24 protein-coding genes are annotated in these 24,344 nt (G+C 43.1%); 6 read left to right on the forward strand and 18 right to left on the reverse strand.

The window, feature by feature from the left end; all coding sequences use genetic code 11:
* Nucleotide 1: 1 nt before the first annotated feature.
* The 7 genes from LEP1GSC058_RS20630 to LEP1GSC058_RS13125 all read right to left on the reverse strand — a co-directional run bounded on the left by LEP1GSC058_RS20630 (nt 2) and on the right by LEP1GSC058_RS13125 (nt 6,357).
* Nucleotides 2–184 (reverse strand): cysteine-rich CWC family protein, encoded by a 183-nt coding sequence (locus LEP1GSC058_RS20630; protein WP_084680409.1) that lies wholly within the window; start codon nt 182–184, stop codon nt 2–4.
* Nucleotides 185–188: 4 nt separating this feature from the next.
* The gene (gene ligA, locus LEP1GSC058_RS13100) at nt 189–2,165 is read right to left on the reverse strand and encodes an NAD-dependent DNA ligase LigA (protein ID WP_051133828.1); all 1,977 of its coding nucleotides are present in this window, start codon (nt 2,163–2,165) and stop codon (nt 189–191) included.
* A 139-nt stretch (nt 2,166–2,304) separates the two neighbouring features.
* Nucleotides 2,305–3,282 (reverse strand): M23 family metallopeptidase, encoded by a 978-nt coding sequence (locus LEP1GSC058_RS13105; protein WP_016550301.1) that lies wholly within the window; start codon nt 3,280–3,282, stop codon nt 2,305–2,307.
* A 45-nt stretch (nt 3,283–3,327) separates the two neighbouring features.
* Nucleotides 3,328–4,689, reverse strand: coding sequence for a cytochrome P450 (locus LEP1GSC058_RS13110; RefSeq protein ID WP_039948376.1), 1,362 nt, complete (start codon nt 4,687–4,689; stop codon nt 3,328–3,330).
* A 152-nt stretch (nt 4,690–4,841) separates the two neighbouring features.
* A complete protein-coding gene (locus LEP1GSC058_RS13115) occupies nt 4,842–5,222 on the reverse strand; it encodes a hypothetical protein (protein ID WP_016550438.1) in 381 nt (126 codons plus the stop codon).
* Between the two features lie 25 nt (nt 5,223–5,247).
* Nucleotides 5,248–5,760, reverse strand: a complete 513-nt coding sequence (locus LEP1GSC058_RS13120) for an RNA polymerase sigma factor (RefSeq protein WP_016549720.1) — start codon at nt 5,758–5,760, stop codon at nt 5,248–5,250.
* Between the two features lie 12 nt (nt 5,761–5,772).
* Complete coding sequence (locus LEP1GSC058_RS13125; protein ID WP_016550660.1) at nt 5,773–6,357, reverse strand: hypothetical protein; 585 nt, start codon at nt 6,355–6,357, stop codon at nt 5,773–5,775.
* 177 nt (nt 6,358–6,534) lie between these two features.
* On the opposite strand from LEP1GSC058_RS13125, the gene LEP1GSC058_RS13130 reads away from it, so the two are divergent.
* Nucleotides 6,535–7,260, forward strand: a complete 726-nt coding sequence (locus LEP1GSC058_RS13130; protein WP_016550614.1) for a SanA/YdcF family protein — start codon at nt 6,535–6,537, stop codon at nt 7,258–7,260.
* A gap of 3 nt (nt 7,261–7,263) precedes the next feature.
* Here the strand turns inward: LEP1GSC058_RS13130 and LEP1GSC058_RS13135 are convergent, their stop codons facing one another.
* Complete coding sequence (locus LEP1GSC058_RS13135) at nt 7,264–8,214, reverse strand: GDP-mannose 4,6-dehydratase (protein WP_039948377.1); 951 nt, start codon at nt 8,212–8,214, stop codon at nt 7,264–7,266.
* An 86-nt stretch (nt 8,215–8,300) separates the two neighbouring features.
* Between LEP1GSC058_RS13135 and LEP1GSC058_RS13140 the strand changes: the two genes are divergently transcribed.
* From LEP1GSC058_RS13140 to LEP1GSC058_RS13155, 4 genes are read left to right on the forward strand one after another with little or no spacing between them, the layout of a single operon-like run.
* Nucleotides 8,301–9,305, forward strand: a complete 1,005-nt coding sequence (locus tag LEP1GSC058_RS13140; RefSeq protein WP_016550871.1) for an LIC_10202 family protein — start codon at nt 8,301–8,303, stop codon at nt 9,303–9,305.
* A complete protein-coding gene (locus tag LEP1GSC058_RS13145) occupies nt 9,302–10,408 on the forward strand; it encodes a glycosyltransferase family 4 protein (protein WP_039948378.1) in 1,107 nt (368 codons plus the stop codon). Before LEP1GSC058_RS13140 ends, LEP1GSC058_RS13145 begins: the two co-directional genes overlap by 4 nt.
* Before the next feature lies 1 nt (nt 10,409).
* Nucleotides 10,410–11,477 carry a glycosyltransferase family 4 protein gene (locus LEP1GSC058_RS13150; RefSeq protein ID WP_016549871.1) on the forward strand — a complete coding sequence of 356 codons (1,068 nt, stop codon included), beginning with the start codon at nt 10,410–10,412 and terminating at the stop codon, nt 11,475–11,477.
* Nucleotides 11,461–12,768, forward strand: coding sequence for a glycosyltransferase family 4 protein (locus LEP1GSC058_RS13155; RefSeq protein WP_016550407.1), 1,308 nt, complete (start codon nt 11,461–11,463; stop codon nt 12,766–12,768). The genes LEP1GSC058_RS13150 and LEP1GSC058_RS13155 overlap by 17 nt, the downstream gene beginning before the upstream one ends.
* Nucleotides 12,769–12,777: 9 nt before the next feature.
* Here the strand turns inward: LEP1GSC058_RS13155 and LEP1GSC058_RS13160 are convergent, their stop codons facing one another.
* The 5 genes from LEP1GSC058_RS13160 to LEP1GSC058_RS13180 form a co-directional block, all read right to left on the reverse strand.
* A complete protein-coding gene (locus tag LEP1GSC058_RS13160) occupies nt 12,778–13,098 on the reverse strand; it encodes a DMT family transporter (protein ID WP_039948379.1) in 321 nt (106 codons plus the stop codon).
* A 208-nt stretch (nt 13,099–13,306) separates the two neighbouring features.
* Nucleotides 13,307–13,738 carry a MarR family winged helix-turn-helix transcriptional regulator gene (locus tag LEP1GSC058_RS13165; protein ID WP_016549787.1) on the reverse strand — a complete coding sequence of 144 codons (432 nt, stop codon included), beginning with the start codon at nt 13,736–13,738 and terminating at the stop codon, nt 13,307–13,309.
* A 119-nt stretch (nt 13,739–13,857) separates the two neighbouring features.
* Nucleotides 13,858–14,676, reverse strand: a complete 819-nt coding sequence (locus LEP1GSC058_RS13170; protein WP_016550572.1) for an inositol monophosphatase family protein — start codon at nt 14,674–14,676, stop codon at nt 13,858–13,860.
* Nucleotides 14,677–14,757: 81 nt separating this feature from the next.
* A complete protein-coding gene (locus tag LEP1GSC058_RS13175) occupies nt 14,758–15,090 on the reverse strand; it encodes a YkvA family protein (RefSeq protein WP_016549429.1) in 333 nt (110 codons plus the stop codon).
* 257 nt (nt 15,091–15,347) lie between these two features.
* Entirely contained in the window at nt 15,348–16,286 is a 939-nt protein-coding gene (locus LEP1GSC058_RS13180; protein WP_016550342.1) for an RluA family pseudouridine synthase, read from the reverse strand.
* Nucleotides 16,287–16,433: 147 nt separating this feature from the next.
* Between LEP1GSC058_RS13180 and loa22 the strand changes: the two genes are divergently transcribed.
* The gene (loa22, locus tag LEP1GSC058_RS13185) at nt 16,434–17,069 is read left to right on the forward strand and encodes an OmpA family outer membrane lipoprotein Loa22 (RefSeq protein WP_016551060.1); all 636 of its coding nucleotides are present in this window, start codon (nt 16,434–16,436) and stop codon (nt 17,067–17,069) included.
* A gap of 87 nt (nt 17,070–17,156) precedes the next feature.
* On the opposite strand, the gene fumC is transcribed toward loa22, so the two are convergent.
* The 5 genes from fumC to jag all read right to left on the reverse strand — a co-directional run bounded on the left by fumC (nt 17,157) and on the right by jag (nt 24,343).
* Nucleotides 17,157–18,551, reverse strand: coding sequence for a class II fumarate hydratase (fumC, locus tag LEP1GSC058_RS13190; protein WP_016550061.1), 1,395 nt, complete (start codon nt 18,549–18,551; stop codon nt 17,157–17,159).
* 52 nt (nt 18,552–18,603) lie between these two features.
* Nucleotides 18,604–20,712 carry a hypothetical protein gene (locus tag LEP1GSC058_RS13195; RefSeq protein ID WP_016549544.1) on the reverse strand — a complete coding sequence of 703 codons (2,109 nt, stop codon included), beginning with the start codon at nt 20,710–20,712 and terminating at the stop codon, nt 18,604–18,606.
* Nucleotides 20,713–20,852: 140 nt separating this feature from the next.
* Complete coding sequence (locus tag LEP1GSC058_RS13200) at nt 20,853–22,115, reverse strand: malic enzyme-like NAD(P)-binding protein (protein WP_016550823.1); 1,263 nt, start codon at nt 22,113–22,115, stop codon at nt 20,853–20,855.
* 133 nt (nt 22,116–22,248) lie between these two features.
* Nucleotides 22,249–23,625 carry a tRNA uridine-5-carboxymethylaminomethyl(34) synthesis GTPase MnmE gene (gene mnmE / locus LEP1GSC058_RS13205; protein ID WP_016550538.1) on the reverse strand — a complete coding sequence of 459 codons (1,377 nt, stop codon included), beginning with the start codon at nt 23,623–23,625 and terminating at the stop codon, nt 22,249–22,251.
* A gap of 7 nt (nt 23,626–23,632) precedes the next feature.
* On the reverse strand, nt 23,633–24,343 hold the full coding sequence (gene jag / locus LEP1GSC058_RS13210; RefSeq protein ID WP_016550911.1) for an RNA-binding cell elongation regulator Jag/EloR: 711 nt from the start codon (nt 24,341–24,343) through the stop codon (nt 23,633–23,635).
* Nucleotide 24,344 lies beyond the last annotated feature (1 nt).

Raw genomic sequence — 24,344 nt, forward strand, 5'->3', positions numbered from 1 at the left:
TCTATGGTGCTTCCTGAGAAGACTCATATTCCCTCAAACAAATAGGGCATAAACAATTAGAATATAAGTCGCGTAAGTCCTTCAAGACTTCAGGATTAAGGATCAAAGTTTCACACCAACAACCGCCGCTATCGACCCGGCAATCAAAGAAACTGGAACATTTTGCGCATCTTTTGCTAGTCATTCTTTTAAGAAAATGCGATATCGTTTTGGCGCAGTAGGTCCAAGAATTCCGCTTCCGATACGACCGTGATTCCCAATTCCTTCGCTTTCTCCAACTTAGATCCTGCTCCGGGGCCCGCCAATAAATGTGTCGTTTTTGAAGAGACAGATCCGACCTTTTTGCCTCCGTAAAAGACCACGAGGTCGATCGCCTTTTCTCTAGGCTGGAAGTTTTCGAAAGAACCTGAAACGCACCATGTTTGACCCGCAAACGGTTGCTTATCCGCCTTTGCGATCGGGTCGGCCTTCATTTTGATCCCGGCTTTTTTTAACCGATCGACTAACTTTAAGATTCTCTTATCCGTAAAGCTTTCTACGATCGCTTCGACGGTGGATGGCCCGATCCCCGGTATTTCCAATAAGGATTCCGACTTACTCGAACTATTTGCAGCTTCTATAATCGAGTCCATCGATTCATATCCGTGCTCTATCAAAAGTTCGGCTACCTTAGGACCGATTTCGCGAAGTCCAAGAGATGAAAGTACGAATCTAAAATCCTTCCTTTTGGATTCCTCTATTCCATTAAGAATCAAGCTTACGCTTTTTTCTCCGTATCCGTCTTCCTCTAAAAGCTTATCTTTATGCTTGCCGAGTTTATATAAATCTGCAAGATCTTTAATGTAACCTTGGTCATATAAAAATTCGACCTGCTTTTCGCCCAATCCTTCAATATCCATTTGCTTTCGAGAGCAAAAGAAAATGATTCCGTTTTTAACCCTATCCGGACATTCCGGGTTCGGGCAAAATTGATCTACCGAATCCTCTCGCTTATTCGTTTCCGATCCGCACGAAGGACAGATATTTGGAATTTTAAAAACTTTTTTGCCAGGTACGACTACTTCCTCTACGGCTGGAATAATTTCACCCCGCTTTGAAACTCTGACCGTAGCGCCGATACCGATTCCGAGTTCATCGATATAATCCTGATTGTGCAAAGTGGCGAATGTCACAGTAGTACCGGCTAGATTGATAGGTTCGATTTCCGCGCGCGGCGTTATTTTTCCGGTTCGACCTACGGCATAATCGATGCCCACGATCTTGCTCTCCTTCATGAGGGAATCGAATTTATAAGCTCTCGCCCAACGCGGAGAATGAGACGTATAACCTAAAGCCTGTCTTTGCGCCAAATCGTTTAACTTAATCACCAAGCCGTCCGTCGGAAAACCCAATTTTTCCTTTTTCTTTTTGAACTCGCGAATCGCTGCGGCGACTTCGGTGCCGGGAATTAATTTCGTATCGGGAGGGAGCGGAAACTTCAAGTCTTCCGCCTTTTTCATTACCTCTTCGTGGGTTTTAAATTTCAACTTCGTATCGGGAAAGAATGCATCGTATGTGAAAATGCGAAGCGGTCTTTTAGCGACTTCCATTGAATTTTTCTGTTTGAGAGAGCCTGAAGCGAGATTTCTAGGATTTGCGAATTTACCTTCGTAGGATTCATTGAACTCCTCGAAGTCCTTATAAGTCATATAGACTTCTCCGCGGAGATATACGGATAAGTTCTCTTCCAATCGCAACGGAATGCTTCGAATTGTCCTGATATTATCCGTGACATCGTCTCCGATTCCTCCGGTTCCTCGAGTCACTCCGTTTGCTAACACTCCATTTTCATAATAGAGCATTAAAGACGCTCCGTCTATTTTCCACTCCACGGAGTAAAGACCGTTCGGATCCGTTTTTTGAATCCAATCCAAAAGATCTTCTTCACTATACGTATTCTCAAGAGAAAGAACCGGTAACTTATGGGTGAATTTCTGAAAATCCTTATCCAGATCCGAGCCGACCGTTAACGTTGGACTGGCAGGATCCATCAGCTTCGGATATGTTTGCTCTAGGCTCTGTAATCGTTTAAACTTTTTATCGAATTCAAAATCGGATATAATAGGCTTATTTCTTACATAATAGAGATACTGATGATGGCGAATTTCCTTTTCCAAAACGCGCATTTCTTTTTCAGCGTTTTTAGGAGAAGGAATGGCGTCGTCAGCCTTAACCTTTTTTGCATCGGGTTTCTTGGAGGAATTTTTACTAGTAGCTTTTTTTTCTTCGACGGAAAGTTTTCTAGGCATACTAAATTATATTATTTTAATATTGACCGATTCCGACTTTCATATAATCCATCGGATCCGTACGATTTGATTCCCCTATCCAAACTTCGTAATGGACATGAGGTCCGGTAACATTTCCGGTGGAACCTACGGTTGCAATCAATTGCCCTTTGTAAACCGTATCCCCTTCCTTCACTAGAAGGCGGGTGCAATGGCCGTATAGACTATAATAGCCGTTCGCATGCTGTATTACGATATGATTTCCGTATCCCCTCGGAGAATGAATCGCACGATACACTCTTCCGTCCCCGGTAGAATAGATAGGAGTATTCGGGACATTTGCCAAATCGACTCCGTCATGAAATTCCATATATCCGAAGGTCGGAGAACGTCGCATTCCGTAATATGAAGTAAGATTATACGATGTCAGCGGCTCTCCGAACGGGAGTGCATTCATGATCCCGTAGCGGGTATCCAAAAAGTCGTAAACCGAATCAACGAGCGCCCGATTTTTTTCCATAGAGACTCGAACGGTACGATACCCGTATATTTCGGAAAGATACGATCGACCTAGCATCAAATCTTTATCCGCCGTTTCTTCAGTCTTCAATTCGTTAAAAGCAACCCCGTCGATATCCGAATCATCAGGGAGTTTCAGTAGTTCTTCCGCTTGTCCATCGGTCAGCGAATGGATTTCTTGAAGATTTTCGGTTAACGTTAAGAAATCATCCTGAATATCGTCTAGCTTTGCGCTATATTCGATATATTCGTCGAAATACTTTCCGTAAACGGAGGCGAGTGCATTGATCTGAATACGAGTATTATTGTATTTTACGATTCCTAGGACGGCAATACCTACGATCGAAAATAAAAGACCGACTAAAAAGAAAATGGTGAATATGGATATTTGGAAATGGAAAGATTTATCAAATCCGTGAGGGATCAGGAGAACGGTTAACCTCTGGTGACCCTTTTCCTTAACCTGGTCGATGCGCTTTTTAATCATCTTTTCCATGGTCGAAATCCTCTCAAAAGAAGGATTTCGACCTGGAAGGATCGGTCAAGTGGAAACTAGATCTAGATGAATTCCATATTTAGGTCTTAATGTGACTAAAGGTTCCAAAACGACAGGTTTTTCCGTTCTCAATCGAAATCGAAATTTTTTGGCGACAAGGGCCAGCACAAGCACTGCCTCTGTTATCGCAAAAATATTACCGATGCATACCCTAGGACCTCCGCCGAAAGGAATATAAGCGTTTTTAGGTCTGTCCTTGGACCTTTCTTCGTCAAATCGATCCGGATCGAATTTATCGGGGTCTTCCCAAAAATCCGGATTTCGATGCACGTTAAAAATACAGATCGATATATTCGTTCCCGGAGGAACATCGTACCCGCCTAGCGTATCCCAGCCCATCGATCTGCGTTCGATCACCCATGCAGGAGGGTACAATCTAAGAGTTTCATCCAAAACCTTCCTCGTATAAGTTAGATTTTGAATATCGTCCAATGTAGGATTACGATCTCCTAATACGTTTATCGATTCTTGTCTTATTTTTTCATAAGCGTCAGGATTTTGAGTTAGTAAATAAAAGGCCCAAGAAAGTGCGTTCGCAGTCGTTTCATGCCCGGCTAAAAGTAAAGTGATAGCTTCGTCTCTTACTTGAGTTTCACTCATTCTCTCGCCGGTCTCCTCATCCTTGACCTCAAGCAACATAGATATGATATCGTTTGACGGAGTTTTCTTTCTTTCCTCAATCAACTCCTCCACGACCGAATGCATTTCTTTCACAGCTTTTTTCAATTTTATGTTTCCCGGAGTCGGCCAGTGAAACGGCGGTGGAACCAATTTCTTAATTCGCTTTGTCGTTATTTCCAGAGCAATCGTTAAAGCCGACTCAATCCGATTTGCATAACTCGTGACTTCGGTTTTAAAAAGAGTTCTTCCTACAATCGCGAACGTTAAATGCATCATCTCCTTCGAAACGTCGAGAGTGGACTTAGTTTTCCAAGTCTCGAGCATTTTGTCCGTCTCGTTTGCCATAACTTCCACGAACTCGGAGATTCTTTGACGATGAAAGGAAGGTTGGATCAACTTTCTTTGTTTCTTCCAAAACTCGCCCTCGCTATTCAGGAGACCTCTCCCTAGAATTCTTCCGAGTTCTTTATAAAAAATGCCCTTGTGATAATTCTGACTATTTTCTTGAAGAACTCGCTTGATGTCCTCCGGTTGAGTAATTAAATGAATTACGATTTTTCTAATTCCGAATCGGACAGTCTTACCGTACTTCGTATGAAGCATTCGGAAAAATCCGATCGTATCTCTACTTAAAAACGGTAGGTATCTTAATGCCGGGAACCCGAAAGTTCCCGGTGGAAGGTTTGGAACTGGGCGGCTCGGATTTGTTTCTTTTAGTGAAAACACTGGATCTTACTCCCTATATCCCTTTAATATTTATCACGGGATATTTCTAACTCGGATTTGTCACCCAACCAATCCGCTCTTAAGAGTGTATAGTGTTTGTTACAATATCAAGCGTAGTTTTTCCAAAAGGAAAAAAATCAATACTGATTGTTCTACCTTTGCTCGAAAGAAGTTTCGATAAGCGTTTCCACATCCATCAACGGGGAATTCGGGAGTTGTTTATCCTGCAATTCCTCGTTGCTAAGATCGGAGGTTTGCATACTAGTTTCAGCATCCTCATAGGTTCCTTCTATCTGCTCTTCCACCCAAACCTGCCAATTCGGTTGGGTGGATTCGCCCGGTTGATGAACCATCAAGGAAGAGAAAGCAATTGCTCCGATAGTAAATCCGCTCATCGTAATTCCCGCAATCCATCGAATGCGGGACGTTTTTCGTTGCTGAAAAACCAAATTCGAAATCTGGTCGTTCCAAGTATGGCTATCAAGGCGACGAGAAATCTCTTCTTCGAGTTTGTCTTTCTTGTTCCCTTTCATTTTTGCCTAATTAACTCCTATTTCCTCAGCTTTCCGGGAAAAATAGTTTTTTCAGCATTTGCTTTCCTCTAAAGGATCGAGATTTTACCGTTCCTTCGGGAATACCCAACTTTTGCGCAATTTGTTGCTCCTTATATCCTTCCGAAACGAGAGCCAAGACGGATTTATATTTCCAAGGCAGATTTGAAATCAAATCCTTGAGTTCCAATTCGGCTCCGCTGTCATCCATTTCGTCTCTCGGATTCAAAATGGAATCTTGCACCACTTTTTCCTTGAGTTTCGTCGCAAGATTTGCTTGGCGCATCCGCTTTTGGTTCATACGAAGGGATTCATTCCTTGCAATCGTATAAAGCCATGTGCTATGAGAAGAGTCCCCTCTAAACTTGTTGGCGGCCAAACTCTTATAAGCTCGAATATACGTTTCTTGAGCTACGTCGTCGATCGAATCGTAAAACTCCTCGTATAAGTTCTTTTTAATAGCGGAAAGCACGATGTGCTTAGTTGAATCGATTAGGATCGCAAATTCTTTCTGTTCCATTGTCTCTTTTCCTCAGTGAAGGATGCCCGGTAAGGGCAGCACAATTCTTTCGGGAACGAATAAGTTCAAGGGGAACCCGGGAGCTTCCCTATGCTCCTCGGGTAGGGTAACGGATTCCTTTTCCTTCCCCCGCTTTCTTTGTTCGAAAGTTAAAACCCTTTCGATAGCGAGCCGATGTGCGATCTGGTTCATCCGAATTTCGGATGTATATTTCCCGATCGACTGTACAAGAACCCGGACTTTTATCAGATCCGGATTTTCTTCCATAAGCAAAAGTTCCAATTCGACTTGCTTTGGAGAAAGAAGGCGCAGCCATTTTTCGTGCTCCTTCTTGTACCTACGGTTTATTCTCGCTATTTGCTCGAGCTGTGGCTCGGTTAAAGTATAACGATTTCTTAATGATTCTATATCTCCGAAAACCACACCGGCCGCTCTCTCCGTCCGATACACGGAAGAAGTACCGCGATATTGATTTGCATGGATAATTTTAGCGCGAGGAGGCTCTTCGGCGAAAAGTGCGGCTGGGGTAATGAAGCTAGCGGTTAGAACGACTCTGACAAATGAATTCGATAGAAACATAAGCCCGATTCTGTCCATAGTCTTCTAATCCTGAGACCCCATTTTACAAAGTCCGTTTCCTCTGATCGACCCGAAAATATGGTTTTTTGAAAAAAACGGAGCCGTTAGCGGATTAGAGAACATAATTCTTTGGGGCTGGCGCGAGAATTAGGAAAAATCCTTTCCCCTACTTTCAAAATCTAAATCCTTTTACGCATGCCTCCCTTCCTTTTGACCTTCGAATCTCATCCTGAAAAAAGAGCTTTTTGGAACGGTAAAAAGAGGCTCGCTGCAATCTTTATACTCGCGCTCTGTTTCGGCGTCCCTGCCTCGATCGATCTATCCATTGAACGGGAATACGAACTAAGAACTCCTCATGCGGGAAATTATCGATCTTTAAAACCGGCTACAGTCGCAATCGTCCCGGGCGCTTCCGTTTATAGAAACGCACCGTCCCCTGTATTGAAAGATCGTTTAGATTGCGCTTTGGAGCTATATCGCCATGGGAAGGTTCGAAAAATTCTATTATCGGGAGACAACGGTAGTAGTTACTACAATGAAGTGAAGCCGATGTTGATTTACGTTTTAGAAAGAAATGTAAATCAGCGCGATGTTTTTGTCGACCATGCAGGATTCCGAACACTCGACACATTAGTTCGCGCCAAGGAGATCTTCCAAGTTAAGGATGCGATTTTTGTGAGCCAGAAATTCCACCAGCCTCGGGCGGCGTTCATTGCGAAAAAAATCGGACTAGAATTCCAATCCTATGAATCGGATCGAAGACCGTATGTCAGCGGTCCCTTTAGTCGTTTCAGAGAATTCTTTGCAAGAACACTTGCTTGGATCGATATGAACCTGACAAATACCGCACCCAAATATTTGGGAAACCCTTTCCCGATCGATGGAAGCGGAACGAAAACCTGGAAAGGTTCTGTTCTTTAATAACTAACTAAATTCGGATAATTGAATATGTTCGAAAATTTCGCGAACGGCATCCTTAATCGCAATCTTAGGCTTCCATCCTAGAGATTTTAATTTAGAATTATCTCCTACAGAGCGAAGCATTTCCGCCGCACGTATTCTTGCCGGATCGATTTTTGGAGTAATAGAAACTTTGCTAAATTCTATCATCCAATTTAGCACTTCGGATATCTTGGTTTCCGTACCGGAGCATATATTATAAATTTCTCCCGTCATTCCGCGCTCGGCGAGCAAGATATACGCTTCTATCACATCTTGCACATGTAAAAAATCTCTCGTAGGATTTAAATCTCCGACTAAAATTTCTTTCGGAAATTTCGTATTTTCCGCGTTCGCGACTTCTAAAATTTGTCTGCAAAAATTCGGAACCACAAATTTGGAATTTTGTCCTACGCCGATATGATTAAAGGGTCTAGATACGATCGTTTCCAGACCCTGATTATATCTCGCGTATTGAAGGCAATATGTTTCGGCGGCAACTTTCGAAGATGAATACGGATTGAGAGGTTTAGGTAGGGTTTCTTCCCGGACCGGAAGATTTTCCGAAGTAAGATTTCCGTAGACATCGGCGGAAGACACGTACAAAAACCTTACTTTCCGATTCGAACGTCGCAATAATTCTAGAAGATTAAGAGTTCCACCGACATTAATTTCCAGCGTTTCATACGGGTCTTCGATGGCTCTAGGAACGAATGCCTGACCAGCCAGATGAAATACTAAGTCTGGAACAAAATCCCGTAACAAATTTGAAAGATTATTATAATCCCGCAAGTCGCAGACACGGAAAGGGAATGGCAGGTCCCGGCTTTGATCCCGAACCCCCAAACCAAGGACATCATATCCGGACCGTTTTAGGAGTTCGCGGACCAGATATGTCCCTACAAATCCCTCCGCACCGGTTACGAGACATTTCATGGAACGAATGATCGGCAAAAACCGAACAAAAATACGATTGTTTTGTCGATAGAGAAAAAAACAATCGAATAAAAGTCCCGGGTTCTATGGAAGAAAGATCTCCCGATATTATTGAAATCAAAGACACTTCCGTGAATGTCCGGGAGTTGATGGAAGAAATCGAGTCAAGATTGGCCCGACGCCCTGTCACGAAAGAAGAACTTGAAAAACTTTCCCGATGGAAGTTTTCTCCCGAGTCCCCGGAAGGATATCGAGAGTTTGATGCCGCAGAAACCGCGCACTTATTCGAAAAAGGGATTGCCCCTCCCAAATTTACGAACCCCAAATTCCGATTCATTCGAGGTCCGCTTCGATGGATCTTTATCAGCCTCGTAGAATTTTACGCGTTCTTAGATAAGAAACTTTCTGAAAACCGAACTAGAGCTTTTTACAGTGTATTAAACGAATTGATCCTTCTGCGGGGCGATCATGAAAAACTGAAGCGTAAGTTCGAGCGATTCTATAACGAATTTATTGAATTGAACTATTCGCTACGTAGGGAAATTAAACCGGAATTTCTTTGGTCCAGCGAATTTCTTTACGAAGAAGAAACGCTGGAAGAAAGTGAGAAGCTACTACTATCGTTGATCTCACCCGGAAATTCGGTCTTAGTTCTCAATCCTGAATGGGGAAAATTCCTAAAGCATCTACTGAAGGCTCAAATCGAGTTTCGCTGCGTGACCTGGAACGCGAATCATCATAATTTCATAAAAGATCAGGTTTTCAATTCGGTCGAATTGCTTTCCTTCGATGAGCTGATACCTCAACCTCCGCTTCCTTCTAAAATCGTTTTACCGTCGAATCTATGTCTTTTGCCGAATTGGGTTCTAGAAAAATTATTTAGAACCTTAGCCCAAAAGGCCGCCCCAGGTACCGAATTTTTATTTAGATATTCAAATTTTTCGAACCGATTCGCTTCTCCCTTTCAACCCGTTCTTTTAACACAGGTCGGAGAATCTTCTCTCAGAGAGTTTCTTAGAAAATTGGGATTTAAGAACGTCGTGGAAACGAAAGTCGGCGACGGCTTTGCCGTACTTAGTTTTAGAAAATGAAAGTCTATCAGCATGTCACCGAATTCCGTGATTATGATGGAATCGGAAACGATATGAAAGGAATATCTGCGACTTTAGACGCGATACAAATTCCGTCCGAAATCGTCTGTCTTTCCAATTTTAGCACCGAAGATTTTGTGATCCGAAATTTTTGGGACGAAAATTGGCGGGAATACGAGAATAGAAATCAAACTCATATTCTTCAATACGGCGGACCGGGTTATCCGTTGGACGAATTTTTGGCTTTACCGGGAAAGAAATTCATTCGATTCCAAAACGTGACACCCCCCATTTTCTTTAAACCGTTTGTAGAGGAAGATTTATTTCATCTATTCTCTCTCGAGTTTAAACGTTCGATTTTGGAACTTCATAAACTCAGTCGCTCCGTTGAGGCCTTCATTTCGAGTTCCAAATATAGCGCTTCCAATCTGGAAGATTTGAACATAATGAATTCGAAGGTTTTACCAATCGTCCGCAAATACCAGTGGTCGGGACGAAACGATCGAAAAAAAAACGGTTATACCCTCGGATTCGTGGGAAGAATAGCGCCTAATAAAAAAATCGAAGATCTATTACTGTTAGTGTATTTTCTTAAGCGAATCAATAGTAAATACAGGATTCTAATTTGCGGATCCGTTCCGGTTATATTCGGTAAATATTTCTCTCATTTAAAACGAATGGCCTGGGATTTAGGCTTAGGGGAAAACATTCAATTTAGAATGAGTCCGACCGACCAGGAGATGGGCAGATTTTGGGATGAAATGGACGCTTACATAAGCATGAGCGAGCATGAAGGCTTCGGCATTCCCCTCGTGGAAGCATTAAGCAAAGATCTTCCCGTATTCGCTTATTCCTGCACGTCCGTTTCGGAAACTCTGCGGGGAGCGGGATTTCTTTTTAGGAATAAAGACTTAAACAGTCTTCGAAAACTGGCTGAATGGATTCATCTGGTTTTACAAACGGAAGGCTCAGGAAGACCTTTACCCGGAGAAGAAGCTTCCGTCAAACGTAGGGAAGTCGTGGAGGAGTATAACTCGATTCCTTTTGACCGCTTTTTTAAACAACTGCTGACCGTTAGAGAAACGAGCTCGTCCGTGCACTGAAATGGGAAAGCAGGGAATTCATCAGTTTGCAGCCGGTTTTAATTTAGGCGACGCCATTTCCAACGAAATGTCCTCCCTTAGATCGGTATTTCGAAAGCTAGGGTATTCTTCCGAAATATTTGCCGAGAACATGGGTCCGGGAACGGCCACTTACGTTAGAAAATATAAATATTTTAGACCGAAAGGAAGAGATATTTTATTTTATCACCACTCGATACATTCGAATGTCTTGGACTTTATTCAAAAAACAAAGCAGCCCAAGATTCTCGTTTATCATAATGTGACGCCTCCGTCCTATTTTGAAAAATATGATTTAAAATTAACCTATCTTCTGCGCAAAGGTAGAGAGGAACTAACGCAAATCAAAGACGAATTTTCATCATCGTTTGCCGTCTCGGAATTTAATAAGAAGGAATTAGAGGAACTCGGTTACGAAAACGTTAGACTTTTACCGATCACTTATCAAATTCCCGCAAAGCCTATCTTCTTCGGGCCAAGAATAGCCGAATTGCAAGCAAGAGGACCTCGATTTCTTTTTGTAGGCAGGATTTCTCCGAATAAAAGACAGGACGACTTAATCCGTTTCGCATACTATTATTTAAATACTTTCGGCGATGATTTTCAACTCTTCTTGGTCGGTTTCAGCTCGAAAGAGCTTTATCTATACAGGGAAGAATTGGAGAGAATGTTAGATTTTTATAAATTACGCAGGAACGTCATTATCACCGATTTTTTAACGGACGAAGGCTTGCAGAAGATGTATCGCGAATGTGATTTGTTCATTTCGATGAGCGAGCATGAGGGATTTTGCGTCCCTTTACTGGAAGCCATGGTTCACGGAATTCCGGTAATGGCTTTCGATGCCGGTGCAGTCAGCGAAACTTTATCCGGCGCCGGAGTCTTATTTAAAGAAAAGAAAATGGATTTTCTCGCCGAATTAGCCAATAAGATAGTGACGGACCCGAAACTAAATAGAGCCGTCCTTGATACTCAAGAAAAAAGAATCCAAAACTTTTCCACAGTCCGTCCTGAATCCATTTTGAGGCCGATCCTTGCAGAATTCTCGTAGACGCTTAGCTATTGTAACTCCGATTTTTTCAGGGAGAGTTTCCGGTGGCTCGGAAAGATTAATTTATCTTTATACTTTGATGCTTTCCAAGTTCTACGAGGTAACGGTTTTATCCACACGGTCGTTGGATTATATAAGCTGGAAAAATCAGATTCCTGTCAAAGAAATTACCCCCGTTCAATTGGGACCGGATATAGAAAAAAGGATTTCCTCCGAATGGTTGGAAACAAATAGCGAAGATCGAATCCGAATACTTCGCTTTTCAGTCGAGAAAGAGCGACAAATTCAAAAATTCAATAAATATTCCGATCGGATTTTAAACGATCGCTCATACGGTCCCTTTTCTAAGAACGCTTTCAAATCAGAGGAAGATCGAGAACGAATTTGGGTGGAAATGCAAGGGCCTTACTGCCCCGACCTTATACAATATATCGAAACAAATGAAAGAGACTACGATGTTTTCGTTTTCGTTTCTTATTTGTATTATCCGATGGTTTATGGACTTCCATTGGTCGCCAAAAAATCTTTGGTAATTCCCACTCTGCACGACGAACCTCCTGCAAGACTTTCCATCTATCGAAATCTTTTCAAAGACGATTCCGCGTATAGCTTCAATACTCCCGAGGAAAGAACTCTATTTCAGAATATTTACGGTTTTTCTCCGTCTTTAGAAAACGTAATCGGTATGCACCTTGAGACGCCGGAACCGGAAATGCTCGAACGCAAACCTTTAAAGAAAGAAACGGATTTCTTCGATTTTCTTTACGTCGGTAGAATCGACGAAGGCAAAGGAGTTTCAGAGCTTGTGGATTTTTTCGCGGACTGGCAACGAAGAACCGGAAGGCAGGATAAACTTTTATTAGCCGGTAAGGGCGACCTTAAATTGCTCCACAAGCTTACGAAGCATCCGTTCCTTCAAGTCCTAGGATTCGTGGAAGAATCCGAGAAGGCTCGCCGCATTTTAGAAGCGGACGTACTCATCAATCCTTCTCCGATGGAAAGTTTTTCTATAATTTTAATGGAAGCATGGATACGGGGAACTGCGGTATTAGTGAACGGAAAGTCGGAAGTATTAAAGGGTCATTGTCTAAGAAGTAACGGCGGTCTGTATTACATTGATAAGCAGAGTTTTGCCGCAGTAGCGGATTATCTTGTTTCTCACCCGAAAGAAAGGGAGATTATGGGAATCAACGGAAAAAGATATGTTCAGTCGAATTTTAATCCGAACATTGTCGAAAAGAAATTGATTAATATAGTCGAGCGAACGATCCGCCGAAGATATTCGGAATAATTCGGCAACCTACTCTATCGCCACGAATTTTAGTCCGACGACGGAAGCAATCAACGTCGATAAGAAGAATATTCGCCAAGCCCCGGCCGACTCCCCGAAAAAGAAAATTCCTATAAGTACGGTTCCTGCCGCACCGATTCCCGTCCAGACTGCATATGCGGTCCCTAACGAAATCGTCTGAGTGGATCGATTCAGAAAAAAGAAACTTAAACATGCGAAGAACAGAAACGCTACAGCGTATTTCCAATCTCTGAATCCGTTAGAAAGCTTCATGCAGGTAGTAAAACCTACTTCGAAAAGACCTGCAATAATTAACGATATCCAGTTCATAAGAAGTCCAGGTTCCGTTAGTCGCTTTTATCTGGAAGAACTATTTTCGCGTCTTACCCGGCAAGAAAACCGATGGGGAAACCGTTAGAAGTATATGTGCAAGAACTGCAATTAGAATTCCCGGAGCAACAACGCGAATAAAACGTTTCTTACATACTTTATGTCGACCGGCCGAAAGTCTCAGCGGACGTAGCGACTACAAATATCATCAATCCTTTCTTTCCGACAAACGAATCATCATCTTGTTTAAGGATTCGATTTCTGCCGCGTCCAACATTTGAAAGCGCTCACTCACGCAATCCGTGATTTTCGAATCCAATTTCTGAAAGATTTTCTTCCCGGTTGAAGTTAGTTCCAAATCCCAGGCCCTTCGATCACCTTCGTTTCGAATTGCATCTAAAAGTCCTTTTGCCCTTAATTTCTCGATCAAAACGGTTATATAAGCGGGACTAACATCCAATTCACGCGCAAGGTCCGCTGACCGAAGTCGATTCAGAAAAAGGTTTCGAAGCACGATAAATTCGTTCATCGTATAGCCTTCTTGCGAAATTACCTGGCCGAATTCTTTCTTCAAGTCTCTGGAAAAGGTTCTAAACCTTTCCGATAATTCCTGGAGTTTGTCTGTTTTGGCGCGAGCCATTTAATTCACCTACTTAATAATTAAGTAACTTAACCATTAGACTCAACAAAAATAACGAACGATTCGCTTTCTAAGAAAAAAATCGAGAATTCCGCAGTTTTATTACGAAACGAGAAACCTTACGGTTTATTCAGAAATTCTTCCAAAATCTCAATCATTCTATCGTGAAGTTTTCCGTTTGAAGCCACTAGGTTTGAGACGTAAGGATGAAAGTCGTTATTATCATACGTGCTGAGCTTTCCTCCGGCTTCAAGTAGAATAGCCGCAGCGGCAGTCATATCCCAAGGTTTTAAATCTTCTTCCCAAAACGCGTCAAATTTTCCATCGGCAACCCAACATATATCCAAGCCTGCAGAGCCTGTGCGACGAACGCCTCTCGACTTTAGCAAGAAATTTCGAAGATTGAAAACGAGTCGATCAATTCGATCTTCGCGATCATACGGAAAACCTGTACATAAAAGAGCGTGTTTTATTTCCTTCGTTTTAGACACCGAAATTCTCGACTTATCCCTGAAGGCACCTCCGCCTTCCATCGCATGATAAATCTGTCCCATTGCAGGTAGCGGCACGATTCCCATGACGGGCGTTCTTCTCTCGATATCCTCTAAGCCAATGCAGCTACAGTAGAGTGGAACTCTATGCGAGTAGTTCACCGTTCCGTCCAACGGATCTATAATCCATTTAAATGATGTGGTTCCTTCATACGAGGAACCTTCTTCACCCAAAATATGATCTTGAGGAAATACATTTCGAATCTCGTCTACAATCAGATTTTCCGAACCTTTATCGGCTTTGGTAACCAGATCCGATTCTATATTTCCTTTGTAAGAAATCGAAAGGTCCTCGTCTCGATGAGTATGAATTAGAAAATCCATAACCTTCGGCGCAAAGTTTAAGAAATGCTGGTATCGAATTTTTATTTCGTTTTCGTAGCTCATTGAAAAAGGACTTTCACGTTTTCGTTCAAGCTGACCGAAGGCTGTATTTAGTAAAGGAAGTTACAAGAGACGAACATTGACTTAATTCCGTTTCGATTCCGAATCTAGAAAATCATCCGCTTTTTTTCTATGTCCTTCCTTTACATAGATCGTCGCCGCACTTATAACCGCCGCAATGACGGCCGCATCATCTAGATAACCGGCCCCGATAAGGATATCCGGAATGGCATCAAAAGGCGTCAGAAAGTAGGCTAAGGCGCCGGCGATGGTTAATTTCGCTTTTAGAGGTGTTTCCGGATCCAACATAGCAAAATATAACGAGATCGCATCCGGTAAAAAGGGAACTTTACCGGCAACTTTCTTAACCTTCGGCCAAAATCCCCGCTTAACTTTTTCAATCCTATTTTCATCCATTCATCTCTAAGATTACGATCGATTTCCGGAAGAGCCAATCAAAAAACGGAATTAATCTTAACTCTTTAACGAGGTCGAATTCGTAAATTAATGAGTAAATTTTTTCGATTCAATTTGTGTTTCGAAAGCCGCCACTTTGATCGTGAGGATTGCGATAAAAAATTCGTTACGAGACCGATGAAATCGATCCCGATCTTTAAAATAACTTTATTTAGAGACAGGCGAGCGACTCGTTTTGAATGAGTCGATCGTAAATATTAAAAACGATCCGTGCTCGTCTCAAATCGAATGAAACGCTCAGGAACAGGAAGTATAATTTTCACCTCTTCACCGGAAAAGGGGTCCATGAATTCCAAATGATAAGAAACTAATAATAGTCCAAAAGATTCGAAAATAGGGGCATTTCTGGAATAAAGCAAATCTCCGATTACGGGAGATCTTTGACTTTGCATATGAACCCTAATTTGATGGGTCCTTCCGGTTTCCAAAAGTGCCTCTACAAGTGAGAATTTTCGGCCGCTTTTGGATACTAGCGTTTTTAGAACTTTATAATGCGTCACGGATGGGCGACCTTTGGGAGTAACCGTCATCTTAAGTCTCTCGGTCGGATGTCGGCCTATCGGTAGATCGATCGTTCCCTCTCCTTCCGGAAGAGATCCTTGGGTCCAAGCTAAGTATTTCTTGGTAATTTCCCTTTTTCTAAAAAGCTCGGACAATTTTGCGTGTGCAAAATCATTCTTAGCAATAAGCATTAACCCTTCCGTCGGTTTATCCAAACGGTGAACAATTCCCGGTCTTGCTTCCCCGCCTAGCTGAGATAATTCCTTAAATTTATATAAAAGTCCGTTAACTAGGGTCGCGGAACGATCACCGGGTCCACTATGAGAAGCAATTCCAGCCGGTTTTCGAATAATCATATAGTTGGTCGTTTCTTTCAACACCTCCAAATCCATTTGAATCGGTTCCAGATTTAATGGAGGTTTGGGTGGAACCGAAATTTCGAAAATTTCTCCCGAAGTTACTTTATAGGAAGATTTATCGATAATTCTTCCCGAATTCTCCTTTACCCATCCGGAGTCGATCCAATGCTGCACAGAGGCACGAGATATCTCATCTCCGAGAGTCGCTTTCAAGAATTTATCGATTCTCGACCCTTCCCACTCCGGATCCGCTTGAGCACGTAGCTCTAGATTCATCAATGTCTCTCCTTAAATTGAACGACCATTATCAAGAATTTCATTCTTACGTAATCGGTAAAAAAGATTTCCCATTTTCTCAGAATTCATATATTTTGGATAAATTCATCGTAAACTTACCCTCACCCATCAAAGGACGGATACAATATGGCTAAAAAAATTCTCAACCTCCTGTTAGTCGGTGCAACGGCTTTTTCAATTTCGTTTTGTGCTTCTTCAGAAACGAAAGAACAGCCCGCACCAGAACCACAGGCGCAAACGCAGTCGCAAGAAAACGCTGCTGCATCTCGCAGCGTTGATATGAATTCTCCAGCAGGGATCGCAAGTACCTTTAACGAGAAACTTAAAGATTTCCGCTATCCCGATGGAATTACACGCCCCGGTTTTAGCTACAAAAAAGCCGACGTAAGCGCTGGAGACTTTAGCGAATGGGCCAAAGTTAATATTGCCGTTTTGAAAGACGCTATTAGCAAACTCCCCGATTCTTGGGCTTTAGAAATCACCGGACATACTGATCAAGTAGGTCCAGAAGAAGCGGAAGGTGATAAAAAAGGAAACGTTTTCTACGGGGATATCCGTGCCAAAGCAGTTAAGCAAGCGCTGGTCAAACAAGGTCTGCCTGCAAATCGAATCGTAACAAAAAGCGCAGGTTCCTCTTCTCCGGTTTCCGGCTTAGATGCGAAAGATCCTAAAAATCGCCGAGTTACTTTTAGTTTCGTAGAAAGCAGCGCCCCTGCTGAACCCGCTCCGGCTCCGAGTAACCCTCCTGCTCCGCAACAATAAATAGAACATAGGGATTCCCTATAATAAAAAAGGACGATCATTATGATCGTCCTTTTTTTATCCATAGCTGAAATCGTATAAAGGAATTCAGTCTACACCCGGGGAAATCATCTTCTCCGGAAGCACCCATTGGTCAAACTGATCGCTTGTCAAGAGCCCTAATTCAATTCCGGATTCCTTTAAACTAGTTCCTTTCTTGTGAGCATTCTTAGCAATTTTAGCGGCATTATCGTACCCTATATGCGGGTTCAATGCCGTTACAAGCATGAGGCTATTTCGTAAATGTTCCGATATTCTTTCTTTATTAGGTAAAATCCCGCGAGCACAGTGCTCTTCGAAGGAAATAGCCGAATCAGATAGTAATCGAATCGAATTTAGAACATTATGGATAATTAACGGTTTAAAAACGTTTAATTCGAAATTTCCCGAGGCGCCGCCGATATTTACCGCAACATCGTTTGCGATTACCTGCGCGGATACCATCGTCATTTGTTCGGATTGAGTTGGGTTCACTTTACCAGGCATGATGGAAGAACCCGGTTCGTTTTCCGGAATCGAAATTTCACCGATTCCGCAGCGAGGCCCGGAAGAAAGCCATCGCACGTCGTTCGCGATCTTCATAAAGGAAGCGGCAATCGTCTTTAAAACGCCGTGTGTTTCAACAAGAGAATCGTGCGCCGCAAGCGCTTCGAATTTATTTTCGGCCGAGACAAATGGTAAACCAGTTTCCTTGGCAATTTGCGCCGCTGCTCGCAAAGCGAACTCAGGATGCGTATTTAAGCCGGTACCGACCGCAGTTCCGCCCAAGGCTAATCGATAGACGGACGGAAGGACGGACTTTACTCTCTCTATATTATATTCGAGTTGTTTAACATAACCGGAAAATTCCTGACCCAAGGTTAATGGTGTCGCGTCCTGCAAATGAGTTCTTCCAATTTTAATAATATCCTTAAACTCGATCGTTTTTTTTCGCAGAGTGTCTTTCAATTGTTCCAAAGCGGGAATAAGCCTACGTACGAGCTGTTCTGCGGCCGCAATATGCATCGCAGTCGGGAAAGTATCGTTCGATGACTGCGCTTTATTTACGTCGTCGTTCGGGTGGATCGGTTTTTTTGAACCTTTTACCCCTCCTGCAATTTCAATCGCACGATTGGATATTACTTCGTTCGCATTCATATTGGTCTGGGTACCCGAGCCTGTCTGCCAAACGCTTAATGGAAAATGTTCATCGAGTTTTCCCTCGATGACTTCGTCCGCCGCCTGAACGATCAGTTTCTTTTTATCTTCCGGAAGTAAACCGAGGCTCGCATTAACGATGGCCGCTGATTTCTTCAGGATGCCTAACGCGCGTATCATTTCCCTTGGAAATCGATCATTGCCGATATGAAAATGATGCAATGATCTCTGGGTTTGCGCTCCCCAGTATTTCGAATCGTCTACTTCGATTTCTCCCATGGAGTCGGTTTCGATCCTAGTTTTCATGAACCCTCCGTTGCTTGGTAAATTATGATTTTTGTCGAACGTGAACAGTCAGCTATTCGTCCCGAAATTTGCGGAGAGTATCCGCCAAAGCAGCAAACTCGGGTTTTTTTGCCGTGACGTTCTCAAGATATTCCAGGGTTGAGTCCAACCAGGCGGAATCGAATTCCAATTCCTTCCGAATAAATACATGTCGAATGGAATTCATTGAGCGAATCTCGATATATCTCCGCTTCTGGTCATAATACATGAGGTCGGCAACTTTGTCTTTTCCGAATTCGGGAGAAGCGCTCGTGCTCACCACCTCGTCCAGCCAAATAATCCCGTTGTTCTTTCGATCAACATAGTCGATTACTTTCTGGAGTTTTGGAGGAATCAGAAGGGACTTTTCCTTGGGACCTAATAGGACCCCCAAAGATTTTTTCTTTTTCGTCGACTGATCCGGCTCTTCCGTTTTCGGGGTCGATTGTTTCGAAGAACTCTTAGTCTGAGAAGGGGTTTCTTCTAATATTTCGAAATCCTTTTTATCTCCGGCTGATACATTAATTCCAAAGAGACCCAGAATCCATTCGATTAGTCTTACTAGTATGGACTTAGAATCCTGTTCGGCCTTTCTCTTTAACTTTTCGTTTTCTTTTTCCCATTCGGAAATGGCTTTTGATAAGCGAATTTGCTCGTCGATCGCGACTTCCGAATCTATTCCTTCCGAAACTTCGCGCAGAAAGGCGAAAATACCTTTCGGTTGCCCGCTTTTTCTAATGAGATTATGAACCGAAGTTCGTTTCTCCTTATTATATAAGAATGCAGGCAGTACGTTTTCGACGGCGAGAACCAGGACGCCGGGAGAAGTCCCTATCGATTTATCCCTTTTAAGAATATCGTTTCGCGCCTTTAATCTCTCTAAAACCTGATCAAGAACCTCCGATTTAGAAAGTCCAGCCGCTTGAATAGCCGCATCTTTTAATTTAATGGAGGATTGATCTACTACCAACGGCTCCTTGGTTTCCCGAATTCGGATTACGATATCCGTAAAGGCAACATTCACCAAGGATTCTTTTCTCAGCAAGGAAAGAGAACCCATCGATTGAGTTAATACTTCGAAGGCCTGTAAGAATAAATCTGAACCTTCCCAATGCTTTCCTGAAGTGAAAGCAGGATGTCGGCGCAATTCTTGAATGAATTCCGAACCCTGCTCCGTTCCCGCAGGTTGGATCCATCCTGATTGTTCTGCAGGAAGTAGGTGAGTTAAGATTCGTCTTGCAAGAGAAATAAAAAACTCATAAACAATTTCCAATTCCGTTTCTTCGTTTTTTGCCACGATTTTCGGATCGATAGAAGCTTCGGTGATTAGTTCGTCTAGGGAAGGTTGTATTACGTGAAAATCGGGATGAAGCTGCAACAAAGGGGGGCGATTTCCCCGCTTTTCCAATGCAATCAAAGCTTCGTTTTCGGTTTTTACCTGGCTAATGAATTCCAAGATTTCGCCGGGCTTTTTCGATAATATAGTGATGAACGAGGTTAGTATCTCGTCTTTCAACTTCAAGTTTCGTTGCAGAAAGGATTCTACGGAAAACGTAATTAAGTTTCTCATGGAAACGGGTAAGTTCTTCGAATCCTGGAAATCGAGAATATTTCCCTTATCGTCCGTATTTATATATTGTCTTTGCACCCATTCAAGGAGTTCACCCGCGCTTTTCTTTTCTCCAAGAATAAAATCGCGGCGATGAACAAACTGAAGGAACGCGGCTACGCTCTGAGCCAAGCAAGCAAGTTTTATTTTCTGAACCTGCTCGGCTTTTCGAGAAGCGGGCCTTAGAACAATATTAGAAAGACCTAATTCTTTTGTGTCTTCCGAAACGAATAAATATTGGTATAGTACGAAACCGTTTTTTCCTTCAAAATATGTCAGATCTGCGGGCTTCAGAAATTGCAACTGTTCGAACTTTGCAAGTGCAAACGGGGAGTAATTAAATAGGAAGAAATTCTCTACGCCTTTCTCGATTAAATCAAGATCGCGCATCGCTTTCGGGGTCGTTTGAAGTAAAAGATTTCGAAGCTCTTCTTCAGGAATTAAATCGATTCTTTCCGGAGGAATAATACCTAAATCGAGGGCCGGTAGGGATGAATTTGGGGAAGGTCTTGGATTATTGTCCGCTTCGGGCATTCGCTTTCCCCTCTTCGGCCCCGGATGATCCATGGCGGTTCGGCCTATTTAGTATATTTTCGGAACCGCCATCTTCTTTCTTGAGCGCACTTCGATCGTTCGAATTCGTTTCCCTTATTATTATGCGAAACAGGGGTACGTCAAGCCCGCATTAGACCTTCTAAGAAAGCAATGTAGCTTTCCCTTCCAGGATAGGGCTTTCGAGCAGTCCCACTTTGAACTGCTGCTTCCGCAACTGCAGGAGCAACATGATACAATACCCGCTGATCGAACGGTTTTGGGATCAAATAATCCGGACCGAATGAGAATTTTTCTCCGCCGTACGCAAGGCTGACTGCTTCCGGAACTTTTAATCGCGCCAATTCGGCTAGCGCTCGCGCTGCCGCCAATTTCATCTCTAAAGTAATATGACGAGCCCGAACGTCCAACGCACCCCTAAAAATAAACGGGAATCCTAAAACGTTATTCACCTGATTCGGGTTATCGCTTCTTCCCGTGCCCATGATGATATCCGGCCGGACTTTTTTCGCAACTGCATACGGAATTTCAGGGTCCGGATTTGCTAATGCAAAAATTACGGGATCTTTCGCCATAGAACGAACCATCGCCTCATCGACCATATTTGCGACGGACACGCCTACAAAAACGTCAGCATTCTTCATGACATCCGCCAAAGTTCGATCGGAAGTTTTTTGAACGTATTTTTTCTTCGATTCGTTTAGATCGGATCGTTCATGATGGATCACACCTTTCGTATCCACTAGAAAAATATGTTCCTTCCGTATTCCGATATGCTGAACTAGTTCTGCGATTGCGATTCCTGCCGCACCCGCTCCACAAATCACCATTTTCACTTCACTCGGACGTTTCGAGTTTAATTCGAATGCATTTAAAAGTCCGGCAACGGTTATAATAGCAGTCCCGTGCTGATCGTCGTGGAAAACCGGAATATTCATCCGCTCGATGAGTTGCTCTTCGATATAAAAACTTTCAGGCGCCTTAATATCTTCCAAGTTGATACCGCCGAAAGTCGGCTCGAGCATCTTTACAGCTTTTACGAATTCTTCGGGATCGTTAGCATCGATCTCGATATCAAAAACGTCTATTCCCGCGAATTTCTTAAATAGGACCGCTTTCCCTTCCATCACCGGCTTTCCGGCGGCCGGGCCGATATTACCGAGACCTAAAATCGCAGTTCCATTCGTTATGATTCCGACAAGGTTTCCCTTATTGGTATATTCGTACACGAGTTCCGGGTTATCTTTAATTTCCAAACAAGGGTAAGCAACCCCCGGTGAATAAGCCAAAGATAAATCAAAGGAATCCTTAGTCGGCTTCGTCGGGACAACTTGAATTTTACCTTTGGGATGAACGGAATGATATTCGAGGGATTTTTCTCTCATACGATTAAACCATTTTTTTGGGAAATAGGCCTAGATTCTATCTTAATTCGGCGCGGCGGAAGATTCCTTGCCTTTTTACTCGCCAGGCTCGCGATGAATAGCAAGTTTAAGTTTGTGTCGTTGAATTCCAAAGTCATTTACCCACGCAGAATTTACTGAAAATTCTTCCTAGCACTTCTTCCGTATCCACTCGACCGTTCACTTCGCCGATTTCAGAAAGAGCCGAATCTATTTCTTTAATGTAAATTTCTGCAGGCGCGTTGCTATCGATTAAAGCGAGACATGCATTTAGAGATCTTACTATTGCGAGAAAATGATAGCGATTTCTTTCTTCTAACAGGACATAATCTTCGGAACTCTCTAAGGTTTGCAACTTTTTGGAAATTTCTAGGATGAGTTCTTCAATTCCCGATTTCGTTTTACAAGAAACTTCGCAGAGGATCGCTCCCGACAAATTCTCGTCGCGGAGAATTTGCGGGTCCCATGAGGAATGCTTGATATCGAATTTATTTGCGGCGATCACCGCTCCTACTAATTTAGAACGATTTTCTTGAACGAATTTTTTCCAGTCCTGCTCGGCAGAAATATCAATTACGAATACGCGTACGTCCGCCGACGAGAATTCTTTTTCGCTTCTCTCGATCCCCATCTTTTCGATCGAATCACCCGTTTCTCGAATACCGGCCGTATCGGTAAGACGGATAGGAATGCCCGCAAGAAGAAACTCCTCGCTCACGTAATCTCGCGTGGTTCCCGGGATATCGGAGATGATCGAGCGCTCTCGGCCGAGAATCAAATTCATTAGGCTGGATTTTCCCGTATTGGGTTCTCCATATAAGACTACGCGACTCCTTTCAAGAAGAGTCTCTGCTTGGCCCGATCTTCTTAACAGGTCTTCGCAAATTTTTTGCACCTTTGCGATTCTCTCTTTGCGCACCGTCAAGGATTCGAAAGTAAGATCTTCCGTGGAGAAATCGATTTCGGCTTCACATTCCGCTTTGAGCGATATCAATTGGCTGCGGAGATTCGAAGCCAGCCTGGAAATTTCTCCGAAAGCATTCTTTTGGGCTAACTCTAATTCGAATCGTGAGCGTGCTCCGATGATACGACCGATTGCCTCGGCTTCGTTTAAGTCTAATTTTCCGTTCAGAAACGCTCTCTTGGTAAACTCCCCCTGCTTCGCAGGTCTAGCTCCCGACTCCAAAAGACATTCCAAAGCCTCTCGCAACAAAATCGGATTTCCATGAGTGTGAATTTCACAAAGATCTTCGCCGGTAAAAGAATTCGGACCCGCAAAGTATAAAAAGACGACCTGGTCTAGCTTTTTGGTTTCGTTTATAAATTCGCAAGTATAAGCGTGCCTAGCTTGAATCGCAGCTCGATCGATATGTTTTCCATTTTGAGATAAATGGAGAAGTGAAATATTCAACGCATCCGGTCCGGAAACTCTTAGAATTCCGATAGCTCCGGCCCCGGAGGCAGTTGAAATTGCGGCAATTGTATCCGTCACTACCGTTTCAGTAGTCGTTTACTTCTTCGAGGAGATCGCCGTTCGGGCTTTTATCAACAACGTCTTTGTATTTGTGACGATCTTTCATCGGAATAATGCGGACTTTTTTGTAAGTCCCATTTCCTTCGGAACGGGTAAAAACTTTTTCGTTCTCCTGCAATGCCATATGAACAATTCTACGTTCAAACGGATTCATCGGTTCTAATAACTTGGATTTTCCGGATTTAGCAACTGAGGACGCGACCGATTTGCTTAGGCGAATCAGAGAAAGCTCTCTCTTGTCTCGATATGATTCGGTATCCAGCACTATCTTGCGACCGTGGCGGATCTTCGAATCCACCATTAAGTTCACAAGAAATTGAAGTGCATCTAGCGTCGCACCTCGTTTCCCGATAATCAATCCGGATTCCCGACTCGTTACTTCGATGTAAATCTTTCCGTCCACATCGCCCATTCCCACCACTTCCGATTCGATTCCCATCTTACGGAGAAGAGTGATAACCACACCGTGAATGATCTTTTCGGCAGGTAAGTCGACGTTCGAAACGAATGCACGTACAACGGCCGGTTTCTTTTGGGTTAGTCCTAAGAATCCGGATTTACCGGATTCTACGGTCTCGAATCTAACATCCCCTGGTTCTAATCTCAGAGTAGAAAGTGTGAATTCTTCAGCCTCGGCTTTTGTTTTTCCTTCGGCTTCGAAAATGTAGTTTTCCATA

The sequence above is a fragment of the Leptospira fainei serovar Hurstbridge str. BUT 6 genome, assembly GCF_000306235.2.
GTDB classification, from domain to species: domain Bacteria; phylum Spirochaetota; class Leptospiria; order Leptospirales; family Leptospiraceae; genus Leptospira_B; species Leptospira_B fainei.